Source organism: Acidipila rosea, from assembly GCF_004339725.1.
Lineage (GTDB): Bacteria > Acidobacteriota > Terriglobia > Terriglobales > Acidobacteriaceae > Acidipila > Acidipila rosea.
Genome location: NZ_SMGK01000003.1, coordinates 420,892 through 437,288, shown reverse-complemented (window position 1 = coordinate 437,288; position 16,397 = coordinate 420,892). Strand labels below are relative to the sequence as shown.

Annotated in this window: 7 protein-coding genes; 2 read left to right on the top strand and 5 right to left on the bottom strand. The window is 56.0% G+C overall.

Annotated features, from left to right (window positions below; all coding sequences use genetic code 11):
- The first annotated feature begins 82 nt into the window (after nucleotides 1-82).
- On the top strand, nucleotides 83-2,542 hold the full coding sequence (locus C7378_RS11820; protein ID WP_243648214.1) for a GH92 family glycosyl hydrolase: 2,460 nt from the start codon (nucleotides 83-85) through the stop codon (nucleotides 2,540-2,542).
- A gap of 59 nt (nucleotides 2,543-2,601) precedes the next feature.
- Here the strand turns inward: C7378_RS11820 and C7378_RS11815 are convergent, their stop codons facing one another.
- From C7378_RS11815 to C7378_RS11800, 4 genes are all read right to left on the bottom strand, one after another.
- Nucleotides 2,602-4,596, bottom strand: coding sequence for a galactosylceramidase (locus C7378_RS11815; RefSeq protein ID WP_165876777.1), 1,995 nt, complete (start codon nucleotides 4,594-4,596; stop codon nucleotides 2,602-2,604).
- Nucleotides 4,586-6,019, bottom strand: a complete 1,434-nt coding sequence (locus C7378_RS11810; RefSeq protein ID WP_207901413.1) for a sugar porter family MFS transporter — start codon at nucleotides 6,017-6,019, stop codon at nucleotides 4,586-4,588. Before C7378_RS11810 ends, C7378_RS11815 begins: the two co-directional genes overlap by 11 nt.
- Before the next feature lie 28 nt (nucleotides 6,020-6,047).
- Nucleotides 6,048-9,581 carry a TonB-dependent receptor gene (locus C7378_RS11805; RefSeq protein WP_131996716.1) on the bottom strand — a complete coding sequence of 1,178 codons (3,534 nt, stop codon included), beginning with the start codon at nucleotides 9,579-9,581 and terminating at the stop codon, nucleotides 6,048-6,050.
- Nucleotides 9,582-9,735: 154 nt separating this feature from the next.
- Nucleotides 9,736-10,824, bottom strand: a complete 1,089-nt coding sequence (locus C7378_RS11800) for a LacI family DNA-binding transcriptional regulator (RefSeq protein WP_131996713.1) — start codon at nucleotides 10,822-10,824, stop codon at nucleotides 9,736-9,738.
- Nucleotides 10,825-11,014: 190 nt separating this feature from the next.
- Here C7378_RS11800 and C7378_RS11795 point away from each other — a divergent pair, with 190 nt between their 5' ends.
- Nucleotides 11,015-14,419 (top strand): DUF5107 domain-containing protein, encoded by a 3,405-nt coding sequence (locus tag C7378_RS11795; RefSeq protein WP_131996710.1) that lies wholly within the window; start codon nucleotides 11,015-11,017, stop codon nucleotides 14,417-14,419.
- Between the two features lie 156 nt (nucleotides 14,420-14,575).
- On the opposite strand, the gene C7378_RS11790 is transcribed toward C7378_RS11795, so the two are convergent.
- Nucleotides 14,576-15,856, bottom strand: a complete 1,281-nt coding sequence (locus C7378_RS11790) for an Ig-like domain-containing protein (protein ID WP_131996707.1) — start codon at nucleotides 15,854-15,856, stop codon at nucleotides 14,576-14,578.
- Nucleotides 15,857-16,397: the final 541 nt, after the last annotated feature.

Sequence of the window (16,397 nt, the reverse complement as noted above, 5' to 3'; positions counted from 1 at the left end):
GCTAGAACCGATTGACGGCCTCTACAATGCGACATGTATGCGTTTGATCTTCCCATACAGATCCCGCAATGGAGCAATGATAGTGAGCAAGCTGAAGTGGAGCGATTGGCGGTTTCAATATCTTCCTGCGATGTTAGTTTATTTTGCACTGAGTGGGGTCTCAGCTTTTTCTCAGGTCGGCGATTCCGCAAAGGCTGACCCGGCTGCGCTGGTGAATCCGATTATCGGCACCACGAATGGCGGGAACGACTATCCGGGAGCCACATTGCCGCTGGGCATGCTCGCGTGGAGTCCGGAGGAGCCACGCAATCATCCGCGCCTTCAGGTGCAGGGCGTGCCTGGGTCAATGCGTGATGATCGTGGGCGTCCCGCAGCTCCGGGTGGGTACGAGTACTCCTCCAATCGCATCAGCGGATTTTCCCTGACGCATTTGATGGGAACAGGCTGTGCCGGAGCCAGCGGAGATATTCCATTTATGCCGTATGTGGGCGAGATCACCTCATCTCCTGCGGACGATACTGGCGCAGAGAGATACGGCAGTACGTTTTCCCACGATAACGAGACGGCTAAAGCTGGCTATTACAAGGTAAAACTCGACGATGGCGTCCTTGCCGAGCTGACGACAACGCTTCGCACCGGATCAGGGCGATTCACCTATCCGGAGGGCAAGCCTGCGGTAATGCTGGTGCGGACGGCGAATTCCGAGACCGGAAGCACGGATGCCCGGATACATATCGATTCCAAAACGAGAACAATCTCCGGCTCGGTGACCAGCGGGAATTTCTGCGGCTACATAGGCACTGCCGACCGCCGCAGCTATTACACCCTTTACTTTGTGGCGCATTTCGATACCGACTTTTCGGGTGCAGGGACCTGGCAGGACGCGACGGTGCGTCCGGCTACGTTCGATGCCCGCGGCGGCACGACATATGGGACAAAGGGATTTGTACCGCCAGGAAAAGGCTCCGGGGGCTGGGTCACACTCGACACTTCGAGGTCCACCAGTGTCGGCGTTCGCGTCGGCATTTCCTACGTTAGCGAACAGAATGCAGAGGCCAACCTTCGCGCGGAGAATCCGGAGGGGACAGCGTTCGATGCGGTGCGCGAGAAGGCACATGCGGCATGGAATGAAATGCTCAATCGGGTACAGATTGAAGGCGGCACCCACGATGAACGAATCGTTTTTTACACCGCGCTGTATCACGCATTGATGGGAGAGAACCTCTACAGTGACGCAGACGGGCGCTACCTGGGTATGGATGGCCAGGTGCATAAATTGGTCGCTCCACAGAAGGCGCAATACAGCACCTTCTCGGGTTGGGATGTGTATCGATCGCAGCTGCAGTTGCTCACTCTGCTGGCTCCGGATGTAGCCAGCGATGAGGCCCAGTCCCTACTGAATCAAGCCGACCAGAATGGAGGCGAATGGGACCGGTGGACGCATAATTCAGGGATCACCCATGTGATGAACGGCGATCCGGCGGCGCCGGCGATCGCCGATATCCTGGCCTTTGGCGGCAACAACTTTGATGCCAAAGCGGCCTATCGGTCGCTGTTGAAGGCAGCCACCGTCCCGACGGCACATGATCTGAGCAAAGAAGGCTGCGAAGTAGAGTGTGTAGGGCAGAGGCCGTCACTGGACAAGTGGTTATCGCTGCACTACATTCCGGTAGGAGCCAACGCCTGGGGACCAGCGGCAGACACGCTGGAAGATGTCACAGCGGACTTCGCCGTGTCGGAGCTGGCACGGCGCATGGGCGACGATGCGACACGTAAGCAGTTTCTCGTGCGCGCGCAATACTGGAAGAACATCTTCAATCCTCAGGCGACGCCCGAGGGAGGATACATTCAAAACCGCAACGCGGACGGCTCGTGGCCGAAGTTCGATCCGGCATCGGACGAAGGATTTGTCGAAGGCAGCGCAGCTCAATATCTATGGATGGTGCCTTTTAATGAAAAGGGCCTGTTTACGATGATGGGTGGGGAAAATAAAGCAAGTCAGCGGCTGAATACATTTTTCTATAATCCCGATGGCAGCCTGGCGGTTACGGAATCCGGCGCCCTGCATGCCGAACTGAATAATGAGCCTTCCATCGAGACACCGTGGCTCTTTGACTTCCTCGGGCAACCGTGGAAAACGCAGGAAGCGGTGCGCAAAGTTCTGAATTCCATCTGGACAAATTCGCCGAAGGGTATGCCGGGCAATGACGACCTTGGAGAAATGTCCTCCTGGTATGTCTGGTCGGCGATCGGGATGTATCCGGAGATTCCAGGCCGCGCAGAGCTGATATTAGGAAGCCCGCTCTTCTCTGAGATCTTGATCCACCGCCCTAACCGCGACATCATTGTGAAGGCAAGTGGCGCCGATACGAATTCTCCCTATGTCCGAAGCATGAAAATAAATGGAGAACTCTCGACCAAGACCTGGCTTCCAGAGAGCTTCGTCGAACGTGGCGGGACAATTGAGTTTGAGCTGAGCGCCTCACCGGATAAAAGCTGGGGAATTCGTGCAGAAGATGTACCTCCATCGTTTGAGCCGTAGAACGACAACCAGCAATGGCGAGTAAGCTCACCGCTCTCCTTCGAAGCTCTTCAGCCCGATTACTCTCCTCTGACGGGTGAAGGAAAGCGGCTGACCCCCACATTATCGAATTGGACACGGTCCCAGCTCGTGCCGATTCCGAACATGCCGTGTGCATGGGAGGAGTCTGTGGCAGAGGCGAGCAGCTTGTTGTTGAGATAAGCGGAAATTTGAGTGCCGTGAAAAGCGAGTGCGAGATGGAGCCAGGCGGCGGGGGCCCGATCGAGCGTGCCGTGAGCCAAAAGAAGGGTGGGCTGCTTGTAGGCGGAGGAGAGCAGTGACCACCGGCCCGTGGAGTCGAGCCGGAGAACATAGCCGCTGGGCAGCTTCGCCTTCTGGTCCGCAAAGACATCTGCTGAATCGATGCGGCCCAGGAGCATAGCAGTGCCACGCCCCTGCAGGTGTACATCTGCGGTGACCCGATAGTCTGTCCATCCGATATCGCCTGCCAATGTCCATGGATCGGGCAGCGGACCCCAGGGGATGGGCTTTTGTGTAATCACCTGTTCAAGACATCTGCCTCTGCGGCCCACGCACTTATCAACCTCGAACGCTCCATCCTGATCGGAAAGAAATTTTGGAGAGTGTCGCAGCGTCACCTGCTCAAAGTTCTCGGACCAGGGGAGAGGAAATGGACGAGGATCGGGAGGTGTCGACGTGCCCTTGAATTGGCCAGTAGTAGTAGTGAGTGAATAAAGGGAGCCCGCCTCAAAGGTATAGGAGAAATGGCCGCCCTTCACTGGGATATCGGCCACGTGCTCGAAGGTGCGGCTCGCGTTGGTCTCCCAGATGTGAACAGTATCCCTGGAAAGGGCGCCGGAGATCTCAAACGAGACAGTTTGCGGCGAGCTGGCATCGATCGTCTCGAGAACAGTACTCCAGTCCTTTCCGTTGGGCGATGCCAATGTGACATAACTGCCCTTGGAGGGGAGATGGCCGCAGGCGCGCTCCAGGTATTTCCACCCCGGCTGGGCAAACTGCGTCGTGTGTGCAGTCACCCAGATGGCAGACTGCACCTGATAATTCCCAGACCAGGGAGTGTTAGCGTACATCAACCCGGAATTAGGCGCTGCAAGGATGTCGTAGTAGGACGTAACCGGACTCCAGATTTCTGTCGCAGTGAAGCCGCCGTCAAGGTAGTTCTCGTTGTAGAGCTTGGCCAGGATTCGCCCTCCGTGCTGCCAATCTCTGGCCAGAATAGGCCCTCCTCCGGAGTTCGGCTGATCTTCGCTCGACCACAATGGCTTTTGCGCAGCCTTTGCTTCCGGGGGAGTTGTATACCCTTCTTTTTTGCGCGGGTAGTGTACCGAGACAATTGCAACGGCGCGAGCGAGCACTGGATCCCCCCGCATTGCATCAAGAATCTTCCACTGGCCACCACCCTCGCCCGGATACTCGTCACAGCAGACGATTCTGGTGCCTGGGCTTGCCGCGTCCAGTTTCTGCCGAAGAGTCTTCACATAGTCGGCATTGAAGGGCGTTTCGTTCCAGACTCCCGTTTCCGCAAACTGCAGGTGAAGTGCGCTGTCTGCGCCCGCAACGAAGCCCGCCATGTATCCAGCATTACGGGGGGAATAAAACTCGCCTACCCACCCAGGTGCGCCCCAGGCAAGGGAGTCGAGTACGATGGCAGGATTTCGGAGTTTTGCCTGCTGCATCAGCCACCACTCGTATCCACGAGTGAAATCGCGATCGGTAGGCGTGCGCGCATAGCTTGGTTCGGACCCATCGGTCGAGTTCACATCCGCCCCGATCTCGACCTTCAGGTGCTGCAATGATGCCCCATAATGCGGCTTGAAAAGATAGTCCAATATCTGGCTGCGTTGCGGTTCAGGATAGTCGATGAGCAGGCGCGAGGAAGCTCCGGCGCTCACCGCTCCAATTCCGTCAAAGGTCTGGGCAGGCCCGGCTGGATCGACAACGATCAAGACACCAGACGAACTGTGACGGGAGCATCCTGCGGCCAGCGCGAGCAATGCCCCGAGCGCAACCTTCCAGCCAGATTTAACCTTCATCGGCATCCCTCGCCTCGTGCTTCTGCTGCCATAAAGTTTCAATCTCCTCAAGACTTCTCCCCTTTGTTTCAGGAACAACGCGCCAGACCAGCGCAAAAGTAAGCACGCATAGCATGCTGTACAACGAAAACGTGCCGGTGATACCAATGGCATGGCTGAGTGTCAGGAAGGAAACTGTTAGTACAAAGCTGGCACTCCACAATGCGACATTGGCAACCGACATGGCCCGGCCTCTCACTCGCGTCGGGAGAAGCTCAGCCATCAACACCCAAGTGCACGGCCCGAGCCCGATGGCGAAAGAGGCGATACAAAAGAGCATTGCCCCGAGCACCAGTGCCGACGGAACAGGATTGAGAAGAAAGGCTGCCCCGAGCGCCAGCTGGCAGATCGCCATCACCCCGCTGGAAATCATAAGCAACGGCTTCCGCCCTAGGCGTTCGATCAACACCAGAGCCAGGATCGTAAACGCAAAATTTACAATTCCCACGAGGATATTGGCCTCAAGCGCGCCCGATGCACTATGCGGATGCAGCTCTCTCTGCCAGATGAGAGAGCCATAGAACAGCACCGTGTTGATACCCGTAACCTGCTGGAGGACGGCGAGCGCAACCACAAGCAACAACGGGCGCCGCAACGCCGGAGCGAGTAAGTCCTGGAAGGTGCTGCGCTCCTGCTGTGCCGCGACATGGATGAGCAGAAGTTGGCGGGCGCCCTCTTCTCCGCCTTCTATCTGTTCGAGCACTGCGAGTGCTCGCTCGTCCTGTCCTTCCTCTACCAGCCATCGCGGGCTCTCTGGAACCAGCAACGTTCCGAAGAAAAGGACCGCCGAAGGTAAGATCGCACTCGCAAACATCCATCGCCAGCCCCACGCGCCGGAAAGCGAGAATCCCCAGTTGGCGAGATAAGCGACTAAAATTCCAGTGACGATCGCCATCTGGTTCAGCGAGATCAGTCTTCCGCGCATCCTTGCCGGCGAAACTTCTGCAATATACATGGGAGCAACGACAGAGGCGATTCCGATCGCGATTCCTCCCGCAAGCCGTGCAGCACTGAATTCAATAAAATTGCGCGGCAGTGCGGCTCCAAGTGAGGATGCGGCGAAGGCCAGAGCGGCAAACGACAACACCCGCCGCCTCCCGAAGCGATCGCTCAACCAGCCTGCAAGTCCCGCTCCGCCGATAGCCCCCACGAGGAGGCTGCTTACCGCAAACTCCGTGTGAAGGTCCGACAGGTGGAACTCCGCCCGCAGCAGCACGATTGCGCCATTGATTACCGCGATATCGAAGCCGAATAGAAAACCGGAGATCGCTGCAACACAGCTGACGAGCCCCGCAAAACCTGCAATGGCCTTTCGCGGGGGAGGCCACGGACCGCTGCCTGCAATCTGTGGCTCTTCCTCGTTCTTTTGGCTCTGTGTTGGCAATCCATTCATCGCGTGCGCACCCTATTGGTTAAAAATAGTACTTCAGCGCGAGTTGGAAGAAGCGGGCGTTTGGCGTAAACGCTCCCAGCGAGCGCGTATTGGTGATAACTCCCCCATTTGAGTTGTTACTGCCATTCGGCTGTCCGAAAGCAGGCGTGTTGAAAAGGTTGAAAATATCAGCCCGGAACTGGAGATACTGGCCCTCTACTGTATCGAAATTCTTGAAGAGGCTCATATTGATCCGCTGATATCCAGGACCGTAGATCTGGTTGCGTGCGGTGCCCAGAAACGGGAGGACAGCAGCCTCGCTCAGCAACGGAGTGCCTTGTGGGTTTGAGGAGGTCTGCGTATCCGGGATTAGATTTCCAGGCAGAGGATTAGCAAAGGCGCAGGGATTGAACCAGTTTGTGATGTTGCGTGTTGCAGGCGCGCAGGCTGTGCCAGCATTGCTCGCATCGGGACTTCCTCCCGCCGAATAGGGGTTTCCAATCAATATGGCGCGGCGGGCACTCGCGCCGTTTGCGCCCGCGTTGTTCGGACCCACCGTAAATGGATTGCCCGTCATCGCGTAGAAAGTCAAATCGTCCGACCATCCGCCCACAACCTGGTTAATAAATCCTCCCCGGTTCAGAAAGCGGCGCCCTTTTCCGAAAGGCAACTGGTAATCCCCGGAAAAGGTAAATCTCTGCCGCACGTCCCAATCAGAGTTCGTGTACTCCGATCCGATGGGCAGGAGGTTGGCATTCCGATAGATGTTACTCCCGCCATTGAGCGGGGTAGCCGTATCGTCCAGAGCGTGCCCAAGGGTATACGCCGCGAGGAAATAGAGTCCATTCGAGGCATGCTTCTCGAGTGTCGCCTGCAGGGAGTTATAGCTGCCGACCCCCTCGTAGGCGTCGTACTGAGTACCGCCAAATCCCGGGAATGGGCGATCGAGCTGAGCATTGTCCTGCGGACCAACCAGGCCGAACGGAGCATTTCGGTCAATAATTGCCTGCAGATGGCGCGAAACATTTCCCACATAAGCCAGTGTGAGACTCAGGCTGGAGCTGAAAGCATATTGGGTGGAGAGGTTGTACTGCTCGGTATAGGGAGTTTTGGTTTGGAGCTGACCACCGACAAGTGCAGGCGTGGAGAGGTAATTGTTCAGGCCCGCGGCAATGGCGTTTGAAAATCCATTTGCGAGCGTGATTCCATTCGTCGGGCAGAGATTCCCGCTACAGCCGGGAGCCGGGAAGTTCAAGGTGAACGCAAACGGATAGTTGTATCCCGGATTCGGAGCGCCTCCGATACTTTCAAGCCCCCCGAAGAAAACTCCGAAGCCGCCACGCACCACCAGACGGGAAAGAGGTTGGAAGGCGAAGCCAACTCGAGGGCCGAAATTCGCTTTTTGCGAAAGCGCGAGGGAGCGATTTCCGGAATAGATTAGGTTGATGTTATTACTCGCCAGCAACGATAAGAATGTGGGCGCGATTGCAACGTTACGGGCTCCATTGGAAAGCAGGAAATCTGCGGTTCCGCTGCCCGGTCCGCTGATGGACGTTGGATTCCAGTAGGCCTGGTGATCGTGCTGCTCAATCGCGGGCTGAAAATAGTCATACCTGAGACCAAGATTGAGCGTCAGATTTGGCAGGGCCTTCCAGTCATCCTGCAAATACCCGGAGTTATACCAGCGGGCGTTCTCAATGTTGAAGAGGTTGGAGAGACTCGCGCTGTTCATCTGGTCGGCGAGAAAATCGGCAACGCCGGACCCCGTAAAGCTCACGCCGGGGTTGGAAGTATAGAAGCCGTTGTAGCCGAAGGTACCGTGTGGACTTATCGGCGCCGTCGTAGACACGCGGATTCGCTGAAAGTTTACCCCCATCTTGAGCGTATGGTTCCCAATGACACGGGTGACATTATCGAGTATCTGGAAGACGTTCTCGTATTCAATGGCGGGGTAAAAGCCGGGAGAGCCAAAGCCGCTGATTCCCGAAACGCTTGTACTCGGCAGGCCGCCATTGTTCGGCCCAAACGGTATCCCGCCCAGGCCAGCGGCAGCAGCAACATTGGTGTTTGCGCTCTGCTGGAGATACTGCGGATGGCCCCAGTTGTACCCGAAGCGGAACTCATTAACCAGCAACGGACTGAAAATGTGGGTTTCGCTCAATACATAGTTTTCCCCCATGTTTACTACCGGACCATCTGATCCGTAGCCGCCACCATCAAGAATGGGTCCAAATGGGGCTGGATAATTGCCGCGCTGGTTGTAGTAGCTCATGCGGAAAAAGGCCTGATCTTTCGCACTCGCATTCCAATCAATCCTGGCGTCCCAATCTACTGTGTTATTGATGTCGTTGATGTTCTCCACCAGATTGTTATAGGTCTTGCCGTCGTTTGTATTCGGCAACGGATATAGCTGCAGCAGATGTTGCGCCACTGGACTGATCTGTCCCGCGCATAATACATTCTGTGCCCCATTGCAGGAAAGCAGGGCTGTCCCGTTCGAGCCGGGCTGATAGAGCGTGATCGGCTTGCTGCTCCCCGTGAGTGCAGGATTAAGCAGCTCCGAGAAATTTCCCTGCCGCATGAGTGGCGTCGGCACTGAATAGGTATTCGTACTTCCGAAGACAATTCGGTTCGCCTCTACATCTCCGAAGAAGAAGAGCTTATCCTTGACGATGGGGCCACCAATCGTGCCTCCGAACTGGTTCTGCCGGTACTCGGGGGTGGGGATACTCCGGGCGAAGTAGTCCTTCGCATCGAGGATATTGTTTCGCCAATACTCCCACAGATTTCCGTGCAGGCTATTGGTCCCGCTCTTGATCGAGGCGTTCAGAACAGCTCCGGCCGAATGGCCAAACTCCGCATCGTAGTTGCTCGTCTCTACCTTGAACTCGGCCAGGGCATCGGGCGGAGGCTTGATGATGTAGCTCGCCCCATTCAGAAAGTCGACCTGATTTGAATTGTTATCCACCCCATCCAGAATGAAATTGTTTTGCTCGGCTCGCAGTCCATTAGCGCTGAAGTCGCCATTTCCCTCACCTCGCGAGCCATTGGATTGTGCAACGCCTGCCGCAAGCTGCGCTACAAAAACGTAATTACGGCCATTCAGGGGCGTGTCGTTGATCACCTTCGTGCTTACCGTCTGCCCGGTAGAGGACTGCTCCGTTTGCAGCAGTTCCGATGCTCCGGCCTTTACCTGGACCGTTTGCGAAACATCGCCCGCGGGCAGGCTGAGACTCGCCTGCAATCTTTGGTTTACATTCAGGACCAATCCTGAGAGAGTGACGGATCGAAAGCCTGCCGCTGATACCTGGACCGTATAGCTCCCAATCTTGACAGGCGAAAATACGTAGACGCCGTTGGGGTTCGTGGTTCCGTTGAGCACGAAGCCGGTCTGGGTCTCCGTTAGGGTCACTTTCGCTCCGGGGATCACCGCTCCGGACGGGTCCGTTACCGTTCCCGTGATCGTTCCCTGATCGACCTGCGCGAAGATGCAACCAGGACCGAGCAGCAGGGCCACCAGCACAGTAAACACTGCAGCCTTTGCTATGCTTGCAAAGTTTCCAAACCGTCTCATTCTGCCACCTCCAGGCTCTCCATTAACGTGTACGTTAACGGCAAATCGCAACGCTACGCTCTTCTGGAATTTCTGTCAAGCAGGATATTTAATCAGCTTCTCCAACGGTTCTGACTCTCGTCGTTGCTGCTGGACGAGGAACCGACTGAGACGGCTAGGAGCGCTCGCCACTTTCTCCACTGCTGAGCCTGCCGAGGAAGAGTGGAAGATTGCTGCGGAGAACTATATGGGGCGCCAATCGAGTTGAGGATGGTGGCCGGATACCTTCGAGCAGATATTGTGTCAGCGTTTCGAATGCGACCTTTCCTTGCGTGAAGGGGCGCTGATAGAGTGTTGCCAAAATCCCGCCGGATTCGAGGAGAGGGAGTAGTTCGGGAAAGAGATCCGTAGTGATGATGCGGACCTGTTTAAGCTGCTTATGCTCCTGCAGCGCGCGCAGCACGGGAAGGCTATTTGCCGTGCTGATGTAGATTCCCGCCAACCCAGGCTCGCGCGCGAGAAGATCGAGCGTGGCCGCATATGCCTCCTTGGGGCTCTCGTGGCTCTCGATTGCAGGCATCAACGTGAGGTGGGGCGCAAGCGTGGCAAGCGTTGCGGCAAAACCACGTAGCTTCTCGGCATGATCCAAGGTATTCAGATCGCCCGTGATCGTGGCAACAGTGCCTTTGCGGAAAATGGTCCTTCCGAGCATCTCCGCCGCGATTCCACCACTGACCGCCGCATCGACGGAGATGCCCGCAATCCGATCTGTGCGGGGAGCGTCACTGGCAACGCAGACTACAGCAGTACCTTGCTGGGTAATGAGGCGGATCAAGGGATCAATGCTGGCAGGATTTCCCGGAGTGAGGATGATTCCGTCGTAGCCGCGGCCGGCATCTTTTTTCAGGAGCTCGATATCGCCATCGCCGAGCCGTGGAAAGGTGCGGAAATCCAACTCGACGTTCAGAGCATGCGCGGCCGCAGCCGAGCGAATCCCCTCGGCTAGCGGAGAGAAGAACGATGCAATCTGCCGGGGAAGATGAACGGCGATGCGCAGAGTGCGGTTCAGCTTGAGACTGCGTGCAGCGAGATTCGGCCGGTAATTGAGAGATTCAGCGACCTTCAGTACTTTGGCACGGGTCTTGGGGCTTACACCGGAGCGCCCGTGAAGAGCGCGGTCCACCGTACCGATGGAGATCCCGAGCGCAGTGGCGATCTCTTTAATTCCGGCTGGCTTCGGTTTGCTCTTATCCCTTTTATCCATCGATATGCGCAATTGTAGAGAATTATCACGATCGCAGTATCGAGGAATTGAAAGCGCTCTGAGCCCTTCATTGGAGTAAGTCTGAAAATATCCCGCCAGATTCCCTGAAGAAGTGGCGCCTGCCTCCTTGACATTTAAAAAGGAGGTGCCTACGGTATATATGCGTGTACGTTAACGCGGAAGGCCGACCGTGAATGCGAAACTCGATCCTGGGATAGAGAACAAACCCGCCGTCCTTCACCTGCCTGATGCTCCCGCACATCTGCAGGGGCCCGTAAAGGCGTGGAAGCAGGAGGTTGAGATACTTACCTACCTTCCTGAGAACCCAGAGCTGAACCCCATGTTCCTTGAAAAGCGGGTGTATCAGGGAAGCAGCGGTCGCGTATACCCGTTGCCCTTCATCGACCGCATTGCGACAGAGCCCCAGCTAAAGCGGTGGGACGCTATCCACATTGAGAACGAGTACGTGCGTCTGATGATCCTGCCTGAAATAGGCGGCCGTATTCACATCGGATACCACAAGTCGACAGGTTATGACTTCTTTTACCGTCAGGACGTGATTAAGCCCGCCTTGGTTGGCCTCGCTGGTCCTTGGATCTCCGGAGGGGTGGAATTCAACTGGCCACAACACCACAGACCAGCCACCTTCATGCCGGTGGAGACAGAAATTGTAAGACACGCTGATGGTTCTATCACCGTCTGGTGCAGCGATCATGATCCAATGCTTCGGATGAAAGGCATGCATGGGATACGCCTCTCTCCGGGGCAAGCTTCCGTCCAATTGAACGTTCGTCTCTTTAACCGCACCCCGCTCATGCAAACTTTCTTGTGGTGGGCTAATGTTGCGACTCGCGTGCATGAGAGATATCAGTCATTCTTCCCTCCGGATGTCTGCTTTGTCGCCGACCATGCAAAGCGGGCAATAAGTACGTTTCCTCTCAGCACAGGCCACTATTACGGAGTCGATTATGCTGGCCGGGCGGCCGCAGGAGTCCCGGACGAAGAAAAGCCACCCATGTTTGTGCCGGATGGTACGTATCCCGCAAATGACCTTAGCTGGTATGCGAATATCCCCGTGCCCACCAGCTACATGGCCATAGGAACGGAAGAGGACTTTTTCGGCGGATACGATCATCGCGCCGATGCTGGGGTCGTCCATGTGGCTAATCACCACATTGCTCCTGGCAAAAAGCAGTGGACGTGGGGAAATCACGAGTTTGGCTATGCCTGGGATCGCAGCCTGACCGATCACAATGGGCCCTACATTGAGTTAATGGCCGGCGTATACACGGACAACCAGCCGGATTTTTCCTACCTGGCTCCTTGGGAAACGAAGACTTTTACTCAGACATGGTTTCCTATTCATCGGATTGGCATACCCAAGACCGCCGGCCTGCACGGAGCACTCAGCTTGCAAGTTGAAGGGAGGCACGCGCGCATTCGTGTGTGCGTACCCCGCCGACTCGAAGAGGCACAGATCTCGCTGAGCCATGACGGGAAAATCATTGCGGAGTGGACTTCAAGCATCCCCGTAGACGTGCCCGCAATTCTGGAAGCAGAGCTACAAGATGGCATCCGGGAGGAAATGCTGCGGGTGACGGTGAGTTCCGAGGGCCGCACGCTGCTCGATTACGATGGACAGCGGGTGCAGCCTGCTAAATCTCCTGTTGTTGCTGTGGAGCCAAAGCCGCCGGAACAGGTAGCGACCATTGAGGAGTTATACCTCATCGGGGTGCATCTGGAGCAGTATCGTCATGCCACACGCCAACCCATGCCGTATTGGGAAGAGATACTGCGGCGTGATGCTGGTGAGAGCCGGGCACACAATGCCCTCGGTCTATGGCAGCTGCGTCGGGGCGAATTTGAACTTGCGGCAGAGCACTTCGAGGCTGCTATTGAGCGGCTCACGCAGCTCAATCCAAACCCCAGGGACGGAGAGCCCTACTACAACCTCGGCCTTGCGCGCAGGTATCAGCAAAGGGACAAAGAAGCCTACGACGCTTTTTACCGTGCTACCTGGAATGCTGCATGGCGAGGGCCTGCATATTTTGCGTTGGCCGAGGCCGATGTAAAAGCCCAGCGCTGGGACTTGGCGATCGATCACTTGAGACGCAGCCTTGCCGCAGAGGATGGGAATCTTAACGCACGCAATCTTCTCGCTGTGGCCTTAAATCAGATTGGCGAGACGGAGTCTGCGGATCGCCTGATTGCCGACACTCTCTCGATGGACCCGATGGACATCGGAGCGCGGTGGCAGAAAGGCATCAGGCCATCGAGCGGCCAGGAGATTCTGGACCTTGCGTTCGACCTGCTTCGCTCGGGCCAGCAGAAGGAGGCTATTAGGGTTCTCGAGTCGGCCAACATGGACGCGCGCGATGGTTCCGTGCCTATGATCCTGCTCACGCTCGCATCTATTGAGGCGCAGCTTGGACTGCCTTCAGCTGAAAGCACCTTCCGAAAGGCCAAGGAGGCGCCGCTGGATTACTGCTTTCCAAGCCGGCTTGAGGAATTGCTGATACTTGAAAGCATCGTTGCGTTTCATCCGGAAGATGGCAGAGCCTCTTATCTGCTAGGTAACCTGCTGTACGACAGGCGGCGATACCAGGACGCCATTGCGGCATGGCAGCAAGCAGCCGCATGCATGCCTTCCTTTGCAACCGTATGGCGCAACCTGGGAATTGCATACTTTAATCACGGACATAATGTTCAGCAAGCGTTGGACTCCTTTGATCGCGCCTTCCGAGAGAATCCGCAGGATGGACGGATCTTCTATGAACGCGATCAACTATGGAAGCGAATTGGCACTGCGCCCGAACGGCGCCTGACCGAAATGCTGAAATACCCACATCTCACTCAGAGCAGGGACGATCTTTCTGTAGAGTTGGCCACACTCTATAGCCAGACCGGCAGGCCCGAAGAAGCTCTGGCTCTGCTTCTCAACCGGAAGTTCCAGCCGTGGGAGGGCGGTGAAGGCCTGGTCCTGGCACAATACGTTCGTGCCCGACTGCTGCTGGGCTGCAAGGCGCTCGAGGTGGGTGCTATTGACGTCGCCATACTAGAATTCCAAGCTGCTCTCGCGGTACCGCCCAACCTGAGCGAAGCCCGGCATCTGCTCGCTAGCCCGAGCGATATCTATTATTGGCTGGGTGTGGCTCTGGACAGGCTGGGCCAAAGAGACGCGGCGCGGAGTTGGTGGGAGCTCGCCACACGCCATAAAGGGGACTTCCAGAACATGGCCGTACAGAGCATTTCTGAGATGACCTACTGGAGTGCGCTTGCATACCAGAAACTTGGCGATACCGGCGCAGCTGATGCGCTTCTTCAATCCATCTACGCTTACTCACTCGAGCTTCAAACAAGGGAGCCCAGGATCGACTACTTCGCAACCTCATTGCCTGCGATGTTGCTGTTCGACGACGACCTTTCTCGTCGAGCTTCCACCCTCGCCCGCTATTTACGAGCCCAGTCGCTCGCCGGGATGGGACGCTCCGAAGACGCGGAAGTACTGCTGCAGGAGATTCTGTCCACAGACGGCAATCATACGGGTGCAGTTGACTTGTTGTGGCATATTCGCAGGAACAAGGCTGAAGGCTAAGTGAGCTAGCTCTGCACTCCGGCGATTGCCACACTTGTAAAACTCAACGGCTCCATGCAGTGTGCACTGCACGGAGCCGTTGAAAGTAGGAAGCCTGCGTATTACCTGCCTCTTCCATCGGCTATTCTCCTGAGCCGACCGCGGCAGACCTGCCCTCTACCAGTAAGTAACATTCAACTTATCCAGATAAGTCGTGTATGCGGACTGCCGGTAGTTTCCGTCCATCTGATAATTAACCGTCATACCGTACCAGCCGGAGGGAACCTGGAAGGGGGCGACGGTCTGGTTAATGGTGTGTGTCACGCCGTTGACCGTGATCGATTGATACAGGAGGTCGTTATTGGGTTTGCGCTGAACCTGAAGCGTTACGTGGTTCCATGCCTGATTGTTGAGGTTGCATGCAATACTTGTCGGCACCCACCTGGCCTCGACATTGTTCCAGATATCCCAGACTCCGTCGGCCAGATGGTTACACTCCGTTCCCCATTCCATTCCGACGCCATTCATATACATGTTGATATCGAATTCCAGATCCTGGGTCACAGAGTAATTCGTCACATATACATAGGCATCGTAGGTGAGATTGTGCACATTCGGAAGGATCGTATGACCAGTGTCGGGTAAGCCCTGCGTCGTGCCCTGGCCAACGATCTTGTTCGACCATAGGACATCAGAATAGGGCGTCGATCCACCAATATTGAACTGTGTTGCATCTCCGCTGAGGGAGTTAGAGCGGACGTGCTGATACATGGACCAGTTCACCCCTCCGCACGAGGAGCAAATGTCATAGACGGGGGCTAGTTCACCCCACTGGTCCCACCCTCCGCTGGCCTGCAGATTAGAGAGCGTCGTTCCGCCCACATTTACATTTACAGGCGTAGACGATGAGCCACCGCAATAGTCCCACTCCTGCACAACCGCCTTCTGGCTCCCACCGCCCAAGGGTAACTGGGTACTCAGCTGTGCTCCCCCCGTAACATAGGCCAGTTGACCATTCAGATAAATTCCCATTGCTGCCACACCCCGCGAGCAGCTTGTCGTCGCCGTGGCGGCAAAGGTAGCGGGAGAGCCCACAGTGCTGCCGTTTGCGGGCAATGTCACTGAGACACCAGCCTGGCTGTTGACTGTGACGTTCATAGCCGCGCCTGTGGCGCCGCCGCAATAATCCCACTCCTGCACAACGGCTCTATGCGTACCAGACGGAAGGGACACACCCGTGTTGAGACTGGTTCCGTTCGCTACATACTTGAGCTCGTTATCAACATAGACGCCCATGGACGCCACGCCTCTGGAGCAGGTGGTGGTGTTGGCGCTTGCAGAGAATTGAACGTTGGAGCCGACGGTTTGGCCATTCGAAGGACTACTGACAATTACAGTTGCGAACGCAGGTGCCGGGAGTAAGGCGACGATCAGGAGGATGCGGGAGAAAAGCTTCATGAATCTGCCTCAAAACTTTGGGTCATTTGGGGGAGGTTAAGGTTTTCGAATTGGATCTTTTCGCTGCACCTGACAGTGAAGAAATCCAGCACGTCTTCTTAATTGCCGGGGTGGTCTGAGCTTCGCCTGAGGCACAATGCGCCTGAGATAACTCGACCTCTTTTACTCATGTGGGGTCAGCAGAGATGCACACCTCTGGCAGATCCGAACCAGAATTTGACTTGGGTGCGAACTCCCTCACGGAGCATTCATGCTGTTGTCTTTGCAGCATTACCGACGGCGCGGGATGTTCTCCACCAGAGCCTAAATTCGGGCATTTCCAGGCAGACACGAAAGTTGATTCAAGGGAATAATACATAATCAATCTCCCTAATCGAGCCGGTTTTTTGCGAAATTGAAAGAAAAAATCAGAGCCTCAGGCATCCTTTTTCCCATCTGTGCAAATTGTGCTCGAAGGCAAAGTAAGATTGGCGGATCGGCTGTCATATTTACACTCCCAGCAGTAAATTATTTTCTGCAGCCTTTTCTGTCTGACCTCACT